At 71.7% G+C, this 19,411-nt stretch carries 17 protein-coding genes; 5 read left to right on the forward strand and 12 right to left on the reverse strand.

The genetic code is table 11. The features are described 5' to 3' along the window. Nucleotides 1-12 precede the first annotated feature (12 nt). The 4 genes from ACFP2V_RS15645 to ACFP2V_RS15660 all read right to left on the reverse strand — a co-directional run bounded on the left by ACFP2V_RS15645 (nucleotide 13) and on the right by ACFP2V_RS15660 (nucleotide 4,689). Nucleotides 13-1,503: a glycoside hydrolase family 3 protein gene (locus ACFP2V_RS15645; protein WP_381211692.1), complete on the reverse strand. Its 1,491-nt coding sequence runs from the start codon at nucleotides 1,501-1,503 to the stop codon at nucleotides 13-15. A 9-nt stretch (nucleotides 1,504-1,512) separates the two neighbouring features. Continuing rightward, on the reverse strand, nucleotides 1,513-2,343 hold the full coding sequence (locus ACFP2V_RS15650; protein WP_381211695.1) for a carbohydrate ABC transporter permease: 831 nt from the start codon (nucleotides 2,341-2,343) through the stop codon (nucleotides 1,513-1,515). Continuing rightward, the gene (locus tag ACFP2V_RS15655; RefSeq protein WP_381211698.1) at nucleotides 2,340-3,326 is read right to left on the reverse strand and encodes a carbohydrate ABC transporter permease; all 987 of its coding nucleotides are present in this window, start codon (nucleotides 3,324-3,326) and stop codon (nucleotides 2,340-2,342) included. The genes ACFP2V_RS15650 and ACFP2V_RS15655 overlap by 4 nt, the downstream gene beginning before the upstream one ends. Before the next feature lie 88 nt (nucleotides 3,327-3,414). Beyond that, nucleotides 3,415-4,689: an extracellular solute-binding protein gene (locus ACFP2V_RS15660; RefSeq protein ID WP_381211701.1), complete on the reverse strand. Its 1,275-nt coding sequence runs from the start codon at nucleotides 4,687-4,689 to the stop codon at nucleotides 3,415-3,417. Between the two features lie 371 nt (nucleotides 4,690-5,060). Between ACFP2V_RS15660 and ACFP2V_RS15665 the strand changes: the two genes are divergently transcribed. Beyond that, complete coding sequence (locus tag ACFP2V_RS15665) at nucleotides 5,061-5,825, forward strand: GntR family transcriptional regulator (RefSeq protein WP_381211704.1); 765 nt, start codon at nucleotides 5,061-5,063, stop codon at nucleotides 5,823-5,825. A gap of 192 nt (nucleotides 5,826-6,017) precedes the next feature. Here the strand turns inward: ACFP2V_RS15665 and ACFP2V_RS15670 are convergent, their stop codons facing one another. The 5 genes from ACFP2V_RS15670 to ACFP2V_RS15690 all read right to left on the reverse strand — a co-directional run bounded on the left by ACFP2V_RS15670 (nucleotide 6,018) and on the right by ACFP2V_RS15690 (nucleotide 12,205). Continuing rightward, nucleotides 6,018-6,578: a TetR/AcrR family transcriptional regulator gene (locus tag ACFP2V_RS15670; protein ID WP_381211707.1), complete on the reverse strand. Its 561-nt coding sequence runs from the start codon at nucleotides 6,576-6,578 to the stop codon at nucleotides 6,018-6,020. 7 nt (nucleotides 6,579-6,585) lie between these two features. Beyond that, nucleotides 6,586-7,167 carry a sugar O-acetyltransferase gene (locus ACFP2V_RS15675; protein WP_381211710.1) on the reverse strand — a complete coding sequence of 194 codons (582 nt, stop codon included), beginning with the start codon at nucleotides 7,165-7,167 and terminating at the stop codon, nucleotides 6,586-6,588. Between the two features lie 70 nt (nucleotides 7,168-7,237). Next, the gene (locus ACFP2V_RS15680) at nucleotides 7,238-8,482 is read right to left on the reverse strand and encodes an MFS transporter (protein ID WP_381211713.1); all 1,245 of its coding nucleotides are present in this window, start codon (nucleotides 8,480-8,482) and stop codon (nucleotides 7,238-7,240) included. Between the two features lie 130 nt (nucleotides 8,483-8,612). Further along, nucleotides 8,613-10,145 carry a pectate lyase family protein gene (locus tag ACFP2V_RS15685; protein WP_381211715.1) on the reverse strand — a complete coding sequence of 511 codons (1,533 nt, stop codon included), beginning with the start codon at nucleotides 10,143-10,145 and terminating at the stop codon, nucleotides 8,613-8,615. Between the two features lie 593 nt (nucleotides 10,146-10,738). Further along, complete coding sequence (locus ACFP2V_RS15690; protein WP_381211717.1) at nucleotides 10,739-12,205, reverse strand: AAA family ATPase; 1,467 nt, start codon at nucleotides 12,203-12,205, stop codon at nucleotides 10,739-10,741. A gap of 242 nt (nucleotides 12,206-12,447) precedes the next feature. Here ACFP2V_RS15690 and modA point away from each other — a divergent pair, with 242 nt between their 5' ends. Genes modA through ACFP2V_RS15705 form a run of 3 tightly spaced genes read left to right on the forward strand, consistent with a single transcriptional unit; the run spans nucleotide 12,448 to nucleotide 15,238 of the window. Next, entirely contained in the window at nucleotides 12,448-13,266 is an 819-nt protein-coding gene (modA, locus tag ACFP2V_RS15695) for a molybdate ABC transporter substrate-binding protein (protein WP_381211719.1), read from the forward strand. After that, nucleotides 13,263-14,135: a molybdate ABC transporter permease subunit gene (gene modB / locus ACFP2V_RS15700; protein WP_381211722.1), complete on the forward strand. Its 873-nt coding sequence runs from the start codon at nucleotides 13,263-13,265 to the stop codon at nucleotides 14,133-14,135. Before modA ends, modB begins: the two co-directional genes overlap by 4 nt. Next, nucleotides 14,132-15,238 carry an ABC transporter ATP-binding protein gene (locus tag ACFP2V_RS15705; RefSeq protein ID WP_381211725.1) on the forward strand — a complete coding sequence of 369 codons (1,107 nt, stop codon included), beginning with the start codon at nucleotides 14,132-14,134 and terminating at the stop codon, nucleotides 15,236-15,238. Before modB ends, ACFP2V_RS15705 begins: the two co-directional genes overlap by 4 nt. A 164-nt stretch (nucleotides 15,239-15,402) precedes the next feature. On the opposite strand, the gene ACFP2V_RS15710 is transcribed toward ACFP2V_RS15705, so the two are convergent. The 3 genes from ACFP2V_RS15710 to ACFP2V_RS15720 are packed head-to-tail and all read right to left on the reverse strand — an operon-like array spanning nucleotide 15,403 to nucleotide 18,367. Next, complete coding sequence (locus ACFP2V_RS15710; RefSeq protein ID WP_381211728.1) at nucleotides 15,403-16,266, reverse strand: ABC transporter ATP-binding protein; 864 nt, start codon at nucleotides 16,264-16,266, stop codon at nucleotides 15,403-15,405. Further along, nucleotides 16,263-17,372: a FecCD family ABC transporter permease gene (locus tag ACFP2V_RS15715; RefSeq protein ID WP_381211730.1), complete on the reverse strand. Its 1,110-nt coding sequence runs from the start codon at nucleotides 17,370-17,372 to the stop codon at nucleotides 16,263-16,265. Before ACFP2V_RS15715 ends, ACFP2V_RS15710 begins: the two co-directional genes overlap by 4 nt. Next, nucleotides 17,369-18,367 carry a FecCD family ABC transporter permease gene (locus tag ACFP2V_RS15720; RefSeq protein WP_381211733.1) on the reverse strand — a complete coding sequence of 333 codons (999 nt, stop codon included), beginning with the start codon at nucleotides 18,365-18,367 and terminating at the stop codon, nucleotides 17,369-17,371. The genes ACFP2V_RS15715 and ACFP2V_RS15720 overlap by 4 nt, the downstream gene beginning before the upstream one ends. A gap of 84 nt (nucleotides 18,368-18,451) precedes the next feature. Between ACFP2V_RS15720 and ACFP2V_RS15725 the strand changes: the two genes are divergently transcribed. Beyond that, nucleotides 18,452-19,411: an ABC transporter substrate-binding protein gene (locus ACFP2V_RS15725; protein WP_381211736.1), complete on the forward strand. Its 960-nt coding sequence runs from the start codon at nucleotides 18,452-18,454 to the stop codon at nucleotides 19,409-19,411.

Genomic DNA, 19,411 nt, shown 5'->3' on the forward strand with positions numbered 1-19,411 from the left:
CGTCCCGGCGTGTCAGCCCGCGACGAGCGCCTCCGCCGCCGCGGTCCCGCACACGCGCGCCGCGCCGTGCGTGGCGACGTGCAGCGCGCCGCGCGGCGCGGACTGCGGTACGCCCATCTCCACGACCGCGGTGTCCGGCCCGGCCGCGAGCAGGGTGTCCAGGGCCGTCCGCATCCACGCGTGCCGGTGCTCGTCGCGGACCACGGCGACCACGCGCCGGCCGGCCGCGGCCTCGAGTGCCCGCGCACCGGCGTCGGGGCCGGTGAAGGAGCCGGTGGTGGTGCCCGGCAGCAGCCGTTCCAGTTCCGCGCCGACACCCCAGGGGGTCTCGTCGCCGACGGCGATGTTGGCGGCGGGGTTGAAGGTGGCCACGTACACCGGTCCGGTGACCGGTGCGGCGGGCCCGGTGCGGGTCACGGTCACCGCGCGGCGGGCCGCCGTGAGGCCGATCTCCGGCTCCCGCTCGCCCTCGGGGGCCGGGGAGCGCCGCATCGTGGCCGTCCAGTCGGCCAGGGCGCGGACCCGGGCGGCGGCGTCGGCGAGCCGCTCCTCGGCGAGTTCGCCCGAGCGGACGGCGGCGACGAGCGCGTCCGTCAGGCCCTGCACCGTGTCCTCGTCGCACAGCCCTCCGCCCACGCAGATCGCGTCGGCGCCGGCCGCGATGGCCAGGACGACTCCGTGGTGGAGACCGTAGGTGCCGGAGATGGCGCGCATCTCCATACCGTCGGTGACGATCAGCCCCTGGTAGCCGAGTTCGCCGCGCAGCAGGTCGGTGAGGATGTGGCGGGAGAGGGTGGCGGGGCGGTCCGGGTCGAGGACGGGGACCTTGATGTGGGCGCTCATGACGGCGCGGGTGCCGGCCGCGATCGCCGCCCGGAACGGCTGGAGTTCGCGTTCGTGCAGGGTGGTGGCGTCGAGGTCGATGTGCGGGACGGCGTGGTGGGAGTCGACGCTGGTGTCGCCGTGGCCGGGGAAGTGCTTGGTGCAGGCGGCGACGCCGGTGGACTGCAGGCCCTCGACCCAGGCGGCGGTGTGCCGGGCGACCAGGTCGGTGTCACGGCCGAAGGAGCGGACGCCGATGACCGGGTTGTCCGGGTTGGCGTTGACGTCGGCGGAGGGCGCCCAGTCGAAGTTGACGCCGCACTCGGCGAGCCGTCGGCCCAGTTCGCGGGCGACGCCGCGGGTGAGGCCGGTGTCGTCGACGGCGCCGAGGGCGTGGTTGCCGGGGAAGGAGGAGCCGGTGCGGACCTCCAGCCGGGTGACGTCGCCGCTCTCCTCGTCGATCGCCACGAGCAGGTCGTCCCGCTCGGCCCGCAGCTGTGCGGTGAGGGCGGTGACTTGCTCGGCGGTGGCGACGTTGCGGCCGAAGAGGGCGACGGAGGCGAGTCCCTCGGAGAGCCGGCGGCGCACCCAGTCGGGCGCGGTGGTGCCGGCGAAGCCGGGCTGGAGCACGGCCAGGGCGTCGCGGGTGAGGATGTCGGTGCCGGTGGTGGAGGTCGTCATCGGGTGGCGTTATCCCTTCACTGCGCCCGCGGTCAGGCCGCTGACGGCCTTGCGCTGCAGGAAGACGAAGAGGATCAGGATGGGGACGGCGAAGAGCGACGAGGCGGCCATGGTCGCGCCCCAGTCGTCGCCGAACTGGGTCTGGAAGCTGAACAGCCACAGCGGCAGGGTCTGCGCCTCGGCTTCCTTGTTGAGCACCAGGACCAGAGCGAACTCGTTCCAGGCGGTGATGAAGCCGAACAGCGAGGTGGCCATCAGGCCCGGGGCGAGCAGCGGCAGGATGACCCGGCGGAACGCCTGGGCGCGGGTGCAGCCGTCGACCATCGCCGACTCCTCCAGCTCCTTCGGCACGGCGGCGACGAAGCCGCGCAGCGTCAGGATGGTGAAGGGCAGGATCATCATCGTGTAGAAGAGCGTCAGCGGCACGAGGCTGTTCAGCATCGACGCGTCCCGCACGATCATGTATATCGCGATGATCATGACTTCCCAGGGCGCCATCTGGGCCATCATGAAACCGATGATGAAGCCGCGCCGCCCCCTGAACCGCATCCGGGCCAGGGCGAAGGAGCCGGCCAGCGCGATGACCAGCGAGAAGGTCACGGCCAGGAGGGTGACGGTCAGCGAGTTGCGGACGTACGTCCAGAAGTGGTCGGCGCCGGTCGCGGTCCTGAAGTGCTCGAAGGTGACGTCGGTCGGGAACCAGACCGGGTCCTCCGAGATGATGTCGCCGGTCGGTTTGAAGGCCGTGGCGAACATCCAGTACACGGGGAAGACGAAGCCGATGAACAGGACGACGGCCGTGGCGTTGGGCCACAGGCGGCCGAAGAGCGAGCGCTTCACAGCGCGTCCTCCTCTTGCTTGAGCACGATCCTGAGGTAGTAGGCGGTCAGGCCGAGCAGGACCAGGATGGTCAGGACCGCGATCGCCGCGCCCATGCCGTAGTGCTGGTTGCCCATGCCCTCGACGTAGGCGTAGACGGGGAGGATCTCGGTGAGCCGGTCGGGACCGCCGTCGTTGAAGGCGAGGACCTGGACGAACGCCTTGAAGACCCAGATGGTCTCCAGGAAGGTCGTCGCGTAGAGGAACGGCCGCAGGAACGGCAGGGTGACCGTGGTGAAGCTCCGCCAGGCACCCGCGCCGTCGAGGGACGCGGCCTCGTAGAGCTCGCCCGGGATGGTGGTCGTCGCCGCGTACAGGTTGATCGCGACGAACGGGATGGACATCCACACGATCAGCACGATGACGACGAAGAAGGTCGACATCTGGCTGCTGGTCCAGCTGTAGTCGGCCATGGAGTGCCAGCCGAGCTTGTCCAGGACCCAGTTGACGACACCGAAGCGCTGGGCGAACAGCCACTGGTAGACGGTGGTGGCGGCCACGATCGGCATGGCCCACGCCAGCACCAGGCCGAGCAGCAGGGTGACCCGCATCCGCTTGCCGAGGCGGGCGAGCAGCAGGCCGGTCAGCGTGCCCAGGACCATGATCAGGACGACGTTGACCGCCGTGAACAGGATCGAGCGGAGGGTGACCCGCCAGAAGTCCTCGCTGGTGAGGGTCTCCTTGTAGTTGTCGCCGCCGTTCCACTCGGTGACGTGCTGGATCAGCTGCCCCATGTTGAGGTTCTGGAAGGACAGCAGCACGTCCTTCAGCAGCGGCCAGCCGAGCAGCAGCACGGTGGCCGCGAGGGCCGGCAGCAGCAACAGGTACGGGGCGAAGGAGCCGGCCCGCGACGCGGCCGGCGGTGTCGGCCCGCCGGCCTTCCCGCCGGCCGCCTTGCGGACGTCCGCCGGGCCGGAGGACGGCCGTTCGGTCTGCACGGTCATGCTCGCGCTCTCTCTTCTCGACGTACTCAACGCCGGGGCGGGGCCGCCGGGTGGCCGGCCCCGCGCTCCGGTCCGTGCGCTCGCGCGCCTACTGCTCCTGCGCCAGGCGCTTGTTGAACTCGCCCTCGACCTGCGCGGCGGCCTCGGCCGGGGACTTGCCGTTGAGCACGGCCGTCATGTATGTCTTGATCGGGTTGGGCGCGTTCTCGACCGCGGCCCACTCCGGGATCAGCGGGGTGGTGCCACCGACGGCGGCGGCCGGTGCGGCGGCCTCGGCGGGGGCGTTGCCCTTCAGGCTGCTCTGCAGCGACTCCTTGTTGGGGATGACGCCGTTGAGCTTGGCCAGCTGTCCCTCGTACTTGTCGGAGAGGGCGAGCTTCAGGAACTCCTGGGCGAGGTCCTGCTTCTTGCTGCCCGCGGCGACGGCGAGGTTGGAGCCGCCGAGGAAGACGCCCTCGGGCTGCCCGGCCGTGTCACCCGGGATCGTGAAGTAGCCGATGTCCTGCTCGATCTTCGGGTTGGCCTCGATGGCGATGCCGGCTTCCCAGCCCATGCCGATGAACGCGCCGACGTTGCCCTTGGCGAAGACCTCGCCCTGCTGCGGGGTGGCCTCGTCCTTGTCCTTGGGCGCCTTGGACAGCGCCTGGAACTTCTTGTACGTCTCCATGGCGGCGGCGACCTTCGGGTCGTCGAGGTTGGAGACGTGCTGGTCGCCGTCCTTCTTGACCAGTTCGCCGCCCTCGCCGATGACGAGTCCGACGAAGTGGTACCAGTTCTGGCCGGGCAGGTAGATCGGCTCCGCGTCGGTCTTGTCACCGATCGCCTTGAGCGCGTCGTAGAACTCGTCACGGGTCTTGGGCGTGTCCTTGAGACCCGCGTCGGCCCAGACCTTCTTGTTGTAGAGGACCACGCGGTTGGCGAAGTACCACGGCGCCGCGTACTGCTTGCCGTCGAAGACGGACGACTCGTTGAGGGACTCGGTCCAGTCCGCGCCGACCGACGACTTCAGCTCGGTGAGGTCGGCGAGGCCGCCGGTCTTGGCGTAGGCCGGGGTCTGCGTGTTGCCGACCTCGAAGACGTCGGGCGGGTTCTCCTCGGACAGGGCGGTGGTCAGCTTCTGCTGGATGCCGTTCCACTTCTGGATCTTGAACGCGACCTTCGCCTTGGTCTTGGTCTCGAACTCCGTGGCGAGGTCCTTCTGCCACTCGTCGGGCGAGGAGCCGTCCATCACCCACACGGTGAGCGTCTGGCCCTTGTAGCCGTCCGCCCCGGTGCTCTTGCCGTCGCCGTCGTCTCCCCCGCACGCGGCGACGGAGAACACCATGCCCGCGACCCCGATCGCGGCTATCAGCTTGCGCTTCACGCGCCACCCCTCCTCAGGAATGCCTTCCACACCCACACCCTCGGCGGTGACCCTCGCAATGGCGCGGCACTCGGCGGGCTGGGACCCGGCTTCCTCTAAATGGTTTAGACCAGCAAGGGGAGCTTGGCCTAGACCTATGGCTCTGTCAAGGGTCCCGCCACCATCACCCGAACCGCTCCCCGGACCCCTCGCGGGACCTGGGAAGTCCTCCCAAACGGGGACGTGTCGACGGGTTGGCCTAGACCAAAAGAAGGCGTGCGGTTATAACGGGACCGCCGAGCGTGCGGCGCCGAACCCGGCCGTCCGCCGACGTGCACCGCGGTCGGCGCCCGCCGTCCGCGCCGCCGGACCCCGCAGCCGGAAGGCAGGTCATGAGCACGGACCTCAGCAGCGCCCAGGCCGACACGGGGGCACCGGACCCCGCCGACCGCGTCCCGAAGTACTACCGCGTCAAGCAGCGCCTCCTGAGAATGACCGAAGCGCGCCCACCGGGCTCGCCGATGCCGGCCGAGCGCTTCCTCGCCCTCGAGTTCCGCACCTCGCGCACCACCGTCCGCAAGGCCCTTCAGGAGCTGGTGAGCGAGGGCCGGCTGGTCCGCATCCAGGGCAAGGGCACCTTCGTCGCCCGCCCGAAGATCTACCGGACCCTCCAACTGACCTCGTACACCGAGGACATGCGCAACCAGGGGCTCACCCCCGCCTCCCGGGTCCTGAACATCGACTACATGGCGGCCGGCGGGGAACTGGCGGCGCTGCTCGAGGTGGAGCGGGGCGAGAGGGTGCTGCGCGTCGAGCGGCTGCGGCTGGCCGGGGGCGAGCCCATGGCGATCGAGGCGACCCATCTGTCCGCGCGCCGCTTCCCCGGACTGCGCCGGAACCTGGCCCGCCGCACCTCGCTCTACACGACACTCACCGAGGTGTACGGCGTACGCCTGGCGGAGGCCGACGAGACCATCGAGACCTTCCCCGCCACCCCACGGGAGGCCGGACTGCTGCACACCGACGTGGGCCTGCCGATGCTGCTGCTGTCCCGTCACTCGCGGGACGAGACGGGGACGCCGGTCGAGTGGGTCCGCGCGGTGTACCGCGGCTCGCGGTACCGGTTCACGGCGACGCTGACGCCGCCTGCCCCCTGACACCCGGGAAACGCCGGTGGGAAGACCGCGTTCCGCCTCTCGACCGCTTCGCCCTGTCCGGGCGGCCCGGCGCCCTGTGCCCCGCCTCAACCGCCGCCCCGATGGCGGGGCGGCGGTTGAGGCGGGGAAAGACGGTCATGCCCGTGCGGCACAGTGGTCAGGACTGTGCCGCACGGGCGGCTGGGGGCCCGCTCACGGCTCCCGGGGCGGGCGGGTTGCCGTGATGCGGGCGATCGCGTCGAGCGTCAGGGCCCGGTCGTGGGGTTCCCGGGACAGGGCGAGGTGGAGGGTCAGTCCCTCGATGAGGGCGTCGAGCTGGCGGGCGGTGTCCGGGTCGAAGTACTTCTCGAGGTGGACCCGGCTGCGGCGCATCCACTCGTGGGTGAGTTCCCGGTAGGCGGGCCGGCGGGCGGCGAGGGCGTACAGCTCCTGGGTGAGCACGAGGTCGCGCCGACTGTCCCCGGACAGGGCGTGGACGAGGTCGGCCACGGCCGCGATGGCCTCCTCCCGGCCGGCCGGCGACGCGAGATGCCTGTCGAAGACGCCGACCACATGGCCGGTGAACTCACCGAACGCCTCCCGGAGCAGCTCGTCCATCCCGCCGAAGTGGTACGTCATCGACCCCAGCGGCACGCCGGCACGCTGGGCGATCTTGCGGTGGGAGACCGCCGCGAGCCCCTCCTCGGCGATGAGGTCGAGGGTGGCGGCGATGATGCGTTCGCGCCGCCGCGGGTCGGTGTGTCCGGTGGCCACGGGAGCCTCAGATGCCGCGGACCGGGCGTGCGGGATTGCCGAGGGCGATCACGTTCGCCGGCACGTCCTTGGTGACGACCGCGCCGGCGCCGATCACGGAGTTGTCCCCGATGGTCACCCCGGGCAGGACGATGGCGCCGCCGCCGATCCAGACGTTGTCGCCGATGGTGATCGGCTGCGCGGCCTCCAGCTTGTCGCGCCGGGGCTGCGGCTCCACGGGGTGGGTGGGGGTGAGGAGCTGGACGTTCGGGCCGATCTGGCAGTCCTCGCCGATGACGATGGCCGCGACGTCCAGCGCGGTCAGGTTGCAGTTGACGAAGGTGCGCGCCCCGATGGTGATGTTGCTGCCGTAGTCGACGTACAGGGGCGGGCGCACATGCGCCTCCTCACCCACGGCACCGAGCAGTTCGACGAGGATCGCCTGCGCCGCGGCGGCGTCCTCGACGAAGGCGGCCTGGAAGCGGGCTGCCAGGCGTACGGCCTCCTGCTGCCGGCGGGCGATCTCGGGATCGTCGGCGATGTAGAGGTCGCCCGCCTGCATCCGTTCCAGGTTCGTACGGGGGTCCTGCGCGAAGTGGTCCGTCGCCATGGAAACGACGGTACACCCTGGAGCGTACGAACGTACGCTCAACACGTCCGCCCGATACTGCGGCGCTCTCCTACCGCTCGCCACCGGCCGGTTGACGCTTTTGGGATCCCAGCACTCCGGCGAGCACGACCACGAGGGCGCCCGCGAGGGGCACCACCAGCAGGCCGAGGCGCAGGCCGGCCTCGTCGGCGACGAGCCCGACGATCGGCGGGGAGAGCAGGAAGCCGAGCCGCATCAGCCAGGAGACGATCGTCAGCCCCGATCCGGGCTTGAGGCCGGGCAGTTCGTCGGCCTCGTGCATCGCCGCCGGCACCAGGGTCGCCACGCCGAACCCGGCCGCGGCGAAGCCGAGGATCGTGCCGGGCACCGTGGGCACGGCCAGGGCCAGGCCCATGCCGGCCGCGGCGATGAAGCCTCCGGCTCGGGCCACCGCGCGCTGGCCGAACCGGTCGACGAACCGGTCGCCGAGGATCCGGCCGACGAACTGGGCCCCGACCAGGGCGATGAAGCCGGAGGCCGCCAGCGCCGCCGACGCGTTCAGCGAGTCGGAGAGGTAGAGCGCGGCCCAGGAGTTGCCCGCGTCCTCGACGAGCGTGCCGGCGGTGGCGATGAGGACGAGCGCGGCCAGCACGTATCGCGTCCGCGAGGTCAGGACCGAACGCCCGCCTCCGGTGCTCCCCTTCTCCTGCGGCTCTTCCCTCGCCTCCGCCGTCTCCTCGGCCGGTTCGGTATCGGGTCCCGGCAGGCAGAACCGCAGGGCGACACAGGCGGTGGCCCCGAAGACCACGCCCGAGATCAGCAGGTGCACCCCGAGCGGGAGACCGAGCGCGATCGCACCGGCGGCCATGGCTCCGCCGGTGACGGCGCCGATGGACCAGATGGCGTGGAAGGAGTTGATGATGGAGCGCCCGTAGCGGCGCTGCACCCGCAGCCCGTGGGCGTTCTGCGCGACGTCGGTGAACGCGTCCATGGCGCCGGCCAGGAACAGCGCCATCGCGAACAGCACCACCGACGGCGCCAGACCGGCGACGAGGATCCCGGCCGCGGTCAGCAGCGTGCTCGCCACCGCCGCCCGCGCCGAGCCCAGCCGGCGGACGAGGACCCCCGCCCCCAGCCCGGCCACGACGGCCCCCGCCGGGAACGCCGCGACGGCCAGCCCGTAGGCGGCGTTGCCGATGCCGAGATCCGCCTTGATCTGCGGATAGCGCGGCAGGAGGTTCGCGAACAGGGCGCCGTTGGTGAAGAAGAGCACGGCAACGGCCGCGCGAGCCTGCCGCTCGGCCAGACCCGGCCGGCGCAGTACGTCAATGGTCATGCACGGACCCTATCCGTAGAGCGTACGAACGTACACTCCCCATGTTCGGCGGGCGCGGACGACGCCCGGCTCCAGGTCCCGGGGTCGGGACCTGGAGCCGGGCGGGTGACGACGGGACCGACCGCGGGACCTAGCCGTTGTAGGTCTCGAACTCGGCGATCCTCGGGGTGCCGCTCGAGCCGGTGATCTCGAAGGTGATCTTCTTCAGCGAGGTCCGCGGGAAGGAGACGGCACCCGCTCCGCTGCCGGAGGTCAGAACGGCGCCGGTGTCGTGGTTGAGGACCCTCCAGCTGCGGATGGCGCCCACGGAGCCTGCCGCCTCCCGGATGTTGATCTTCGACACCGAGGTGGCGGAGGACCACTTGATCGAGACGGAGCCGGTCGAACCGCTCGGCGACCAGTAGGTGCTCAGGTTGCCGTCACGCACGTTGCCGTAGCTGGTCCCGTCGGCCTTGCTGGAGCCGTCGGCGTCGGCACCGAGGCTGAGGTTGGTCCCGGTGGGGGGATCGGTCGGGCCCGTGGGGGGAGTCGTGGGGTCGGTCGGGCCCGGGTTCTGCGGGGTGCATTTGCCGTCCGAGACCTGGTTGCCCTTGTTGGCGCCGGCCGTCCGGTTCACCACGTCCGGTACGCAGCTCGCGTTGTCGAGGCTGTAGGAGTAGGGGATGCCGACCGAGGTGTTGGACGTCGGGTTGGGGCCGGCGGGCTGGTTGTCGCCGCTGCGGCTGGACCAGGTCACGTTGTCGAAGATGTTGCCGCTGACCTGCCAGTAGCCCGCTTCGCTGGTGTAGAAGGTGCCGAGGACGTCCTTGGAGTCCTTGAAGTAGTTGTTGTCCACCTTCGCGCGGGCCCCGGCCCGGGAGTTTATGCCGGACTCGTGCAGGTTCACGTAGTGGTTGTTGTAGATGTGCGAGATGCCGCCGCGCAGCAGCGGCGTACGGGAGTCGATGTTCTCGTACTTGTTGTGGTGGAACGAGACGTAGCCGTTGGAGCGGTCGCTCTCGCTGGACCCGATGAGGCCACCGCGGCCGGAGTTGCGCAGGATGCTGTACGACAGGGTCACGTACTGGGTGTTGTCCTTCATGTCGAAGAGGCCGTCGTAGCCCTCCGACTCCCCGCCGGACGCCTCGAGTGTGGTGTGGTCGACCCAGACGTTGCGGACGTCGCTCTCCATGCCGATGGCGTCGCCGCCGTTGGAGGTGGGCGAGCCGGACTTCTTGACGTTCCGGACGGTCACGTTCTGGATGATGATGTTGCTGGACTCCCGGATGTGGATGCCCAGTTGGTCGAAGACGGCACCGCTGCCGACACCGACGATCGTGACGTTGCTGATCTGCTTGAGCTCGATCACGCCGGCTGCGGTGTTGCAGCTGCCGCCGGACACCTTGGTGGTGTTGCCGTGGTTGATGGTCCCCTGGACCTCGATGGTGATCGGGGTGCTGCTGCTGGCCCGGCCGCACAGGGCCGCGTGGATCGCGGTGCCCGTGGTGGCGCGCACCGTCTGCCCGCCGGCACCGCCGGTGGTCCCGCCGTTCTGCGTGGCGTAGCCGGTGGCGCTGCCGGTCGCCGCCGACGCCGAGGGCATCGACACCACCAGGCCGGTCGCGGCCGCGAGGGCCGCGGTGGCCAGCGTCGCGCTGAGGCGCACTGCTGCTGATCTCTTCATCCGTGTCTCTCCCTGTTCGTCTGCACGTGCCGGGATGGGCGGCATGGGCCAGGACATGCGCCACTTAATGGCATGGGCATGTCACATTGAGCGGGGTCGCATCCGCCGGAGACCCCTCCGGACGGCTTTGGCCGCGCTCGGCCATCCCCGGCCCTGTGCGGCCGTCCCGTGATCACGCCCTGCCGGCGTCCTGGTCCTGCCCTGCTGCGGGTGCTGTGAGCGGGTACTGCTGTGCGGGTGCCGTTCTTCGGCTTCGATGCGATCGGACCGACCACCGCCATGACGGCCCGGCAGGCATGCGGGCCGCCGCCGGCCACGGGGTCACCGCAACCGTTCCCCCGCGCCGGACCTGTGGCGACCCATGCGCGAAGCCACCTGCCGAAGCGGCGACTTCACTCCACTGGACCCGAACCGACAACCGGGGGAAAGCGCTTTCCCCACGGGAGAATAGGGCGGCCTCCACCGGACTGGCAAGGCTCCGGACACCATGGGTGCGCTCTTTCGTATCTCATACACCAGCGGCCGTTCACGCTCATCCCACGCTCAGGAGAGCGGAGTTCCAGCCCCGAGGGCGGACTCGGGACGTGGGTCCCTCACTCCCCGCGGTACATGCGGTGCAGGTCGACCAGTTCGACGTCACTGCGCCGGTCCGCCTCCCGCCGGAGATCACCGGTGAAGCCGGAGCGAGCGAAGAGCAGAAGCTTGGGCAGAGCACCCACCCGGGCACTGGGCAGGAGCCCTCGCAGGTGCTCCAGACGCTCCAAGTGCGGCAGCCCGACGGGAGTGAGGGTGCCCTTCGCCTCGCCGATCGCGGTGATCCGGTCCGTTCCGAACGCCGGCGACTCCCCCACGACGACATCCAGTTCGTGGCCGCGACGGTGTTCCCGGCAGGCGATCTCGGTGGGCCGCACCCAGCTCGGCCGCCCTCCGAGGGTCTCGGGCCCGGCGTGCTCGAAGCACCATTGGCGGGCCAGTTCTTCGAAGTGCGGTCCGTAGATCTTGCCGGCGACGGTGTCCGCGTTCTCCTGCCACACCTGGTCGGCCCGGCCCACCACCAGCTCCGGCTCGTGCCGCTGGATCAGCAACTGGTGCAGCCGCACCACCGGTTCAGCCACCCGGAAGACGCTGCGCTTGTCCCTTATGGCGTCCTCGCTCTGCTCCAGCAGACCAATGCCCTGAAGCCCGGAGAGCAGGTGCGCCAACGAGCTGCTCGGCCGCTCCAGGGCGCCGGCGATCTCCGACCTGCGGTGATGACCCGCGCTCACCGCCGCCAGGACCGCCGCGTACGAGGTCGGGTCCGCGATCGAAGGCTCCTCGCGCAGCAGCAGCCCTCCCTCACGGAACATGGCCGAGGCCGGATTCAGCAGCCGACGGGCCACCCACCGGTCGACGTCCGCCGGACCGTCCGGCCCCGTCCCCCCGGACATCTCCTTGTACGCGGGCGTACCGCCGACGAGCGCGTGCAGCTTGAAGGCCACCTCGGGATCCTCCGCCACACCCCAGAAGTCGGCCGCCTCCCGGAACCGGAAGGGACGCACCACAAGCTCCATGCTCGCTCGCCCTCGGAGCGGGGCGCCCCCGCCGAGCAACTGCGCCATGGTGGGCAGCGCGCTGCCGCAGAGAATCAGCCGGGTACGGGTGTGCTCCTTGGCGTGGCTCAGCGGACTCAGCGCCTGTTGCAGGTAGGAGGGCAGCGCGGGCGTCGCCGAGACCAGATACGGGAACTCGTCGATCACCACGGGCACGGCCCGGTCCTCGCCGATGCGCAGCAACTCGTCGAGGGCCTCCCGCCAGTGGCCGAACACCACCGGTCGTCGCAGCCCGCGGAACGACGCGTACGCGGCACCCAGATCCGTCAGGTTCTGCGCCTCGCTCTGCTGCGTCGCGGCGAACAGGAAGCCGGCCCTCTCCCGGGCGAGCAGCTCGAGCATCAGCGTTTTCCCTTGCCGCCGCCGCCCGTACACGAGTCCCAGCGACGCACCCTGCCGCTCCGACGACGTGAACTCCCCCAGTTCCCGCCATTCCACGTCCCGCCCGAACAGCCGCGCCGGTTTGAGCATCGAGAACCGCCTCCGCGTGAATGATGGCTGCAACTATCATAGATGCAGCTATCATTTTGCACGACCCAAGCGTCGCGAGCAGTGGCCACACACAAACGCACATGCGGTCTTCCCATGGTTCGTGTACGGCTGATGCGATGCGAAATGGGATTCTCAGCTTGCATCTGCGGCATTACCATCAGCGCATGCGTTCCCGCTGGATCGATCCGCGAGCAGCAGCAGGCAGAGGGAGAAGTCCTGTGATGACCCGCCCCGCACCCCGGACCCGCCTGCCTCGGCTGGCCGGTGCCGGTGCTGCCGTGCTGCTGGTTCTGGGGGCCGCGACGGCCTGCTCCTCGTCCGCGGACAGGGGCGAGGCCGGGTCCGGCTCCGCCCCGGGCAAGCTGTCCGGCACGGTGACCGTCTTCGCCGCCGCCTCCCTCACGGAGAGCTTCACGACGCTGGGCGAGCGGTTCGAGAAGGCACACCCCGGCACCAGGATCACGTTCAACTTCGGCGGCAGCGACAGCCTCGCGGCCGGTATCACCAGCGGCGCCCCCGCCGATGTCTTCGCCTCCGCCAGCCCCAGGACGATGAAGATCGTCACGGACGCGGGAGACGCCGCCGGCACTCCGGCCACCTTCGTCCGCAACCAGCTGGAGATCGCCACCCTGCCCGGCAACCCGGACAGCGTCTCCTCGCTGAAGGACCTGACCGACTCGAAGCTGAAGGTCGTCCTGTGCGCCGAGGAGGTGCCGTGCGGGGCCGCCGCGCAGGCGGCGCTGGACGCCGCCGGTCTGAGGCTCACCCCGGTGTCGTACGAGCAGGACGTCAAGAGCGCCCTGACGAAGGTCCGGCTGAAGGAGGCCGACGCCGCCCTCGTGTACAAGACCGACGTGCACGCGGCAGGTGACAAGGTGGAGGGCGTGGACTTCCCCGAGGCCGCAGAGGCCGTCAACGACTACCCGATCACCCTGCTCAAGGACGCCCCGAACGCCGCGGCGGCCGAGGCGTTCATCGCGTACGTGCGGTCCGACGAGGGGCAGCGGGTACTGGCGGACGCCGGGTTCCTGACGTCGTGACCCCGGCGGACGCCTCCGGCACTTCCGGCGCCGCGACCGGCACCCGTAAGGGCACCGGTCCGCGGCGCCGCCGCAGGGGGGCGGGCGGCGGGCGGGGCGTGCCGCTGCCCCTGCTGCTGCCCGCACTGCTCGCCGTGGCGTTCCTGCTGGTGCCCCTGCTCGCCCTGCTGGTCCGGGCCCCGTGGCAGAGCATGCCCGAGCAGTTGACGAGCCCCGCGGTGTGGCAGGCGCTGCGTCTCTCCCTGGTGTGCGCCACCGCGGCGACGGCGGTGAGCCTGGTCCTCGGCGTACCGCTGGCCTGGCTGCTGGCCCGTACGGAATTCCCCGGCCGGGGCCTGGTCCGGGCGCTGGTGACACTCCCCCTGGTCCTGCCGCCGGTGGTGGGCGGTGTTGCCCTGCTCATGGCGCTCGGCCGCAACGGCATCGTCGGGCAGTGGCTGGACGCCTGGTTCGGCATCAGCCTGCCCTTCACCACCGCCGGGGTCGTGGTCGCGGAGGCGTTCGTGGCGATGCCGTTCCTGGTCATCAGCGTCGAGGGCACGCTGCGTGCCGCCGACCGCCGTTACGAGGAGGCCGCGGCCACCCTGGGCGCGTCGCGCTTCACCGCGTTCCGTCGGGTCACGCTGCCGCTGATCGCGCCGGGCATCGCGGCGGGTTCGGTACTGGCCTGGGCGCGGGCGCTGGGCGAGTTCGGGGCGACGATCACCTTCGCCGGCAATTTTCCCGGCCGGACCCAGACCATGCCCCTCGCCGTCTACCTCGCCCTGCAGAGCGACCCGGAGGCGGCCATCGCCCTCAGCCTGGTCCTGCTCGCCGTCTCGATCGCGGTGCTGGCCGGCCTGCGCGACCGGTGGATGACGGCGTCATGACCCACGCGGGGAAGCGCAAGCACGACGGCACCGCCCGGGGAGCCGCCGCACTCGACAAGGTCCCCGACGGCCTCGACGCCCACCTGGTCGTCGACCACGGCACCTTCCGCCTGGACATCGCGCTCACCGCGGCGCCGGGCGAGGTCGTCGCCCTGCTCGGCCCAAACGGCGCCGGCAAGAGCACGGCGCTGCGCGCCCTGGCCGGCCTCACGCCCCTCGCTGCCGGCCATCTCCACCTGGACGGCACCGAGTTGCACCGTGTGCCGCCCGAGTTCCGTCCCGTGGGCGTCGTCTTCCAGGACTACCTCCTCTTCCCGCACCTCACGGCGCTGGACAACGTGGCCTTCGGCCCCCGCTGCCAGGGCGCCACGAAGGCCGGGGCACGGGCGACGGCCGCCGCGTGGCTGGACCGCATGGGCCTGGCGGACCACGCCGGCGCCAAGCCCCGCCGTCTCTCCGGCGGCCAGGCCCAGCGGGTGGCCCTGGCCCGCGCCCTGGCCACCAGCCCGAGGATGCTCCTCCTCGACGAGCCCCTCGCCGCCCTGGACGCCCGTACCCGCCTGGACGTACGCGCTCAACTCCGCCGCCATCTGGCCGCGTTCGAGGCGGTCGCCGTCCTGGTCACGCACGACCCGCTCGACGCGATGGTGCTGGCCGACCGTCTGGTGGTGGTGGAGCACGGCAGGGTCGTCCAGGAGGGAACGCCCCAGGACATCGCCCGTCGCCCGCGCACCGACTACATCGCGCAGCTCGTCGGCCTCAACCTCTACACCGGCCGGGCCGAGGGCCACACCGTACGGCTGGACGGCGGCCCGGCGGTCACCACCACCGAGGATCTCACCGGCCAGGTCTTCGTCGCGTTCCCGCCCGGCGCCGTGACCCTCCACCGCGACCGCCCCACCGGCTCCAGCGCGCGCAACCTCTGGCACTGCGAGGTCGCCGGTATGGAAACCCACGGCGATCAGATCCGCGTCGCCCTCACCGGCGAACTCCCCCTGACCGCCGACCTCACCACGGTCGCCGCCGCCGAACTCGGCCTCCACCCGGGCACGGACGTCTGGGCCACGCTCAAGGCGGCCCAGACCCACGCCTATCCGGTCTGACGGGGGTCCGGTCACCCCCGGAATCGCGCGGCGACGCCGGTGGAAGTCCCGCCTCGGGACACCTGTCGGCGACGACGGCCCCGCCGTGCCGTCGAGGCGGGTGGGCGCGTCGGGAACCCGGCGCACGGGGCTCGTCGACGCGTCCCGCGGATGCCGGGGTGTGTTCAGGCGTCTGCCCCGGAGGGGGTGACGTGGAGGGGGCAGATCACCGGGGTGCCGTGGACCGGATCGGTGAGGATGGCGCTCTCGACGCCGTAGAGCTCTCGGACCAGGTCGGGGGAAACGATGGTGGACGGCGGGCCCTGGGCGACGATCGCGCCGTCCTTGAGGGCGATCATGTGATCGGCGTAGCGGCAGGCGGTGGTCAGGTCGTGGAGGACCAGGACCGGGGTGCGGCCCTGGGCGGCCAGTGAGCGGACCAGTTCGAGCACTTCGAGGGCGTGGCCCATGTCGAGGGCCGAGGTGGGTTCGTCGAGGAGGAGGATTGCGGTCTCCTGGGCGACGGCCATGGCGATCCAGGCCCGCTGGCGCTGCCCGCCGGAGAGGGTTTCGAGCGGGCGGTCGGCGAGGTCGTGCAGGTCTGCGGCGGTGAGCGCCTCCTCGACCGCGCGGGCGTCGTCGGCGGACCACTGGCGCAGCAGGCCCTGGTGGGGCTGGCGGCCGTAGCGGACGAGGTCGCGGACGGTGAGGCCGTCGGGGGCGATCGCGGACTGGGGGAGCATGCCGATGCTGCGGGCGATCTCCCGGGTGGGGATCTTGGTGAGTTCCCGGCCGTCGAGGAGGACGGCGCCGCCGCGCGCGGGCAGGGTGCGGGCCAGTCCGCCGAGGAGGGTCGACTTGCCGCAGCCGTTGGGGCCGACGATGACGGTGACCCGGCGTTCGGGCAGCGCGAGGTCGAGGCCGTCGACGACGACCCTGGAGCCGTGGGCCAGGCGCAGGTCCCGCGTGCGCAGGCGGCTGTCGGTCTCGGCCGGGTTCACGGGGACCTCCTGGTACGGGTTCACGGACAGCTCCCGGTCCAAGCTCACAGGGACCTCCTGGTACGAGTGGTGAGCAGCAGCCAGAGCAGATACGGGCCGCCCACGACGGCGGTGACGAGGCCGACGGGGATCTCCAGCGGGGCCAGCACGGTGCGGCCCAGCAGGTCGGCGAGGAGGGTGAAGACCGCCCCGGCGAGGGCGGAGAGCAGGACGGGGACGGAACGGGGCCCGGCGATGCGGCGGGCGGCCTCGGGAGCGGCGAGGGCGATCATGCCGAGCGGCCCGGCGACGGCGACGGCGAGGCCGCCGAGGACGACGGCGAGGGCGATGACGGCCAGGCGCAGGCCCTTGATGCGGACGCCGAGACCGCGGGCGACGGAGTCGGACAGGCGCAGCAGGAGCAGTCGGCGGCCGAGGACCATGGCGAGCGGCAGGACGACGAGCAGCGCGAGGGCGAGCAGGGCCACGGCGTCCTGGTCGCGGCTGTTGAGGGTGCCGACGGTCCAGCCGTAGGCGGCGTTGGCCGCGTCGGCGGCCGAGCGGGCGAGGACGAGGCTGGTGACGGCACCGAAGACGGCGCCGACGCCGAGGCCCACGACGAGGAAGCGGTAGCCTCCGCGTCCGGCTCCGCCGCTGAGAGCGAGGGTGAGGGCGGCGGCGGTGGCGGCGCCGGTCAGGGCGGCGCCGCTGGGCAGGAGGCTGGTGGTGAGTCCGGTGACGGAGGCGACGGCGAAGGCGGCGGCGCCGTCGTTGAGGCCGACGGTGTCGGGGGTGGCCAGCCGGTTCTGGGCGAGGGTCTGCATCAGGCAGCCGGCCGCGCCGAGGGCGGCGCCGACGGCGAGGCCGGCCTGGAGGCGGGGCAGCCGTAGGCGTTCGACGACGAGCAGGTCGCGGGGGGTGCCGTCGCCGAACAGAGCGCGCAGCGCGTCCAGCGGGTGGACGAAGATCTCGCCGACGGAGAGGTGCACCGCGCTCGCGGCGATCAGCACGACCAGGGCGGCGGCGGTGCCCAGCAGCGGCTTGCGCGGGATCAGGACGGCGTACGGGCCGACGGCCACGCGCCAGGTTCCGGGGACGGCGAGCGAAGGAAGGCGGGCGGGTGCCGCGGGCTTGGCCGCGGTCGCCGGTCCGGGCGGGGCGGGATGCGTTGTCACAGCGAGGGCAACCTGTGGGATCGGACGACGGCGACCAGGACGGGCGCGCCGAGCAGCGCGGTCATGACGCCGAGGGGCATCTCGTAGGGGCGGGCCACGAGCCGGGAGACGACGTCGGCGGTGAGCACGGTGGCGGGGCCGAGAAGGACGGAGACGGCCAGCAGCCGGCGCAGGTCCGGGCCGACCAGGGCGCGCGCGGCGAACGGCACGACGAGTCCGACGAAGGCGACGGGGCCGGCCAGGGCGGTGGCACCGCCGACCAGCAGGGCCACGGCGGCGACCGCGACGGCCCTGACCCGGCCGGGTGTGTGGCCGAGGCCGGTGGCCACGTCGTCGCCGAGACTCAGGGCGGTCAGGGCGGGGGCGACGAGGACGGCGAGGAGGAGTCCGAGACCGACGACGGGGACGACGGCCCACAGGTCCGCCAGTTCCCGTCCGGCGACCGATCCGATGGTCCAGAAGCGGATCTCGTCGGCGGCGCGGGCGTCGACGAGCAGCATCACCGAGGAGCCGGCGGCCATCAGTCCGCTGAAGGCGGCTCCGGCAAGCACGAGGCGGACGGGGTCGTCCCCGGCGCCGCGCAGGCGGGCCGCGCCCAGTGCCAGCAGACATCCGGCGCCGGCCCCGAGGACGGCCACGTAGGGGCCGAGGGTGGCGGCCGAGGCGCCGAGCACCAGGGCGACGACCACCGCGAAGGAGGCCCCCGCGCTCACCCCGAGCAGGCCCGGTTCGGCCAGCGGGTTGCGGGCGGCGGCCTGGAGCAGGGCTCCCGCGATCCCCAGGGCCAGACCGACGGCGACGGCGACCAGGGTGCGCGGCAGCCGCAGTTCCAGCACGGTGAACCGGGCGTCGGTGTCGGCGCCGTCCAGCAGGGCGGACAGGGCACGCTCCGGCCCGACATCGCCCGCACCCAGGAGCAGGCTCGCGATCACCGCGGCCAGCAGGACACCGGCGCCGGGGAGCAGGCCGCGCACGATGAGGGAACGCAGTGTCACCGTCACCCCTCCTTCCATATTCAACAAAGGTGAGGTTAACCTAACTTTGCTTTCGCTATACATCCACCTCCCCTGGAGACATCCATGCCCAGAAGCCGATCTCCGCTGCGCTCCGCCGCCCTCGCTCTGGCCGCCGCCCCGCTGGTCATGGCCCTCGCCGCCTGTGGCGGGTCCGATTCCGCCAACTCGGCTGACAGCAAAGGGAAGTCGGTGTCCGGCGGGACCGAGCGGAGCGTGCGGACGGCTTTCGGCGAGGTGAAGATCGACGGCACACCGAAGAGGGTCGTCACCCTCAGCGATGCCTCCTTGGACACCGCCCTGTCCCTCGGCATCACTCCGGTGGGCACCAGCGCCGCCCGGGGCGCCGAAGGCGCTCCCGCCTACCTGAGCGACCGGGCCGCCGGCATCCCGCTGGTCGCCACGGTGCGGGAACCCAACGCCGAGGCGATCCTCAAGGCCGACCCGGACATCATCCTCACCGGCGCCAACCTGGAGAAGTCGCAGTACGAGACGCTCTCCGCCATCGCGCCGACCATCGTCCCGGCCGCCGGTGACTGGCGCTCCAGCCTCGACGCCTACGGCGAGGCGCTGGGCAAGGCCGACGAACTCGACCAGAAGATCGACGCCCTGGTCGAGCGCGCGGGGAACGCGGGCGACGGCGTCAAGGGCACGGGCGTCGTGATGCGGTGGATGCCGGGCGGCCCGATCGTGATGAACTCCGCCAACATGCCCACCGCGATGCTGGAGGAGGCCGGTCTGTCTCCCCTGCCGCTGGCCGAGGGCCTCGGCGAGCAGCCGCACTCGGACCCGCTGTCCCTGGAGAACCTCACCAAGGCCGACGCCGACCACGTCTTCATCGCCACGCTGAACGCCGAGGGGGACAAGGCACTGGAGGCCGCCCGCTCCGAGAAGGCCTTCACCCGGATGAAGGCCGTCGAGGCAGGCCGGGACCACGGCGTCGACGGCCAGGTCTGGAGCAGCAGCAACGGCCCGATCGCCATGGAGAAGGTCATCACCGACATCGAGAAGGCCCTCGGCAAGTGA

It is taken from the genome of Streptomyces incanus, assembly GCF_042656345.1.
In the GTDB taxonomy this organism is placed as follows: domain Bacteria; phylum Actinomycetota; class Actinomycetes; order Streptomycetales; family Streptomycetaceae; genus Streptomyces; species Streptomyces incanus.

Bases quoted from the DNA above. Each gene is read 5' to 3' on its own strand.
- ACFP2V_RS15645 (WP_381211692.1), bottom strand. From the start codon at position 1,503: ATGACGACCTCCACCACCGGCACCGACATCCTCACCCGCGACGCCCTG.
- ACFP2V_RS15655 (WP_381211698.1), bottom strand. From the start codon at position 3,326: ATGACCGTGCAGACCGAACGGCCGTCCTCCGGCCCGGCGGACGTCCGC.
- ACFP2V_RS15665 (WP_381211704.1), top strand. From the start codon at position 5,061: ATGAGCACGGACCTCAGCAGCGCCCAGGCCGACACGGGGGCACCGGAC.
- ACFP2V_RS15675 (WP_381211710.1), bottom strand. From the start codon at position 7,167: ATGGCGACGGACCACTTCGCGCAGGACCCCCGTACGAACCTGGAACGG.
- ACFP2V_RS15680 (WP_381211713.1), bottom strand. From the start codon at position 8,482: ATGACCATTGACGTACTGCGCCGGCCGGGTCTGGCCGAGCGGCAGGCT.
- ACFP2V_RS15685 (WP_381211715.1), bottom strand. From the start codon at position 10,145: ATGAAGAGATCAGCAGCAGTGCGCCTCAGCGCGACGCTGGCCACCGCG.
- ACFP2V_RS15690 (WP_381211717.1), bottom strand. From the start codon at position 12,205: ATGCTCAAACCGGCGCGGCTGTTCGGGCGGGACGTGGAATGGCGGGAA.
- modA (WP_381211719.1), top strand. From the start codon at position 12,448: ATGACCCGCCCCGCACCCCGGACCCGCCTGCCTCGGCTGGCCGGTGCC.
- ACFP2V_RS15705 (WP_381211725.1), top strand. From the start codon at position 14,132: ATGACCCACGCGGGGAAGCGCAAGCACGACGGCACCGCCCGGGGAGCC.
- ACFP2V_RS15725 (WP_381211736.1), top strand. From the start codon at position 18,452: ATGCCCAGAAGCCGATCTCCGCTGCGCTCCGCCGCCCTCGCTCTGGCC.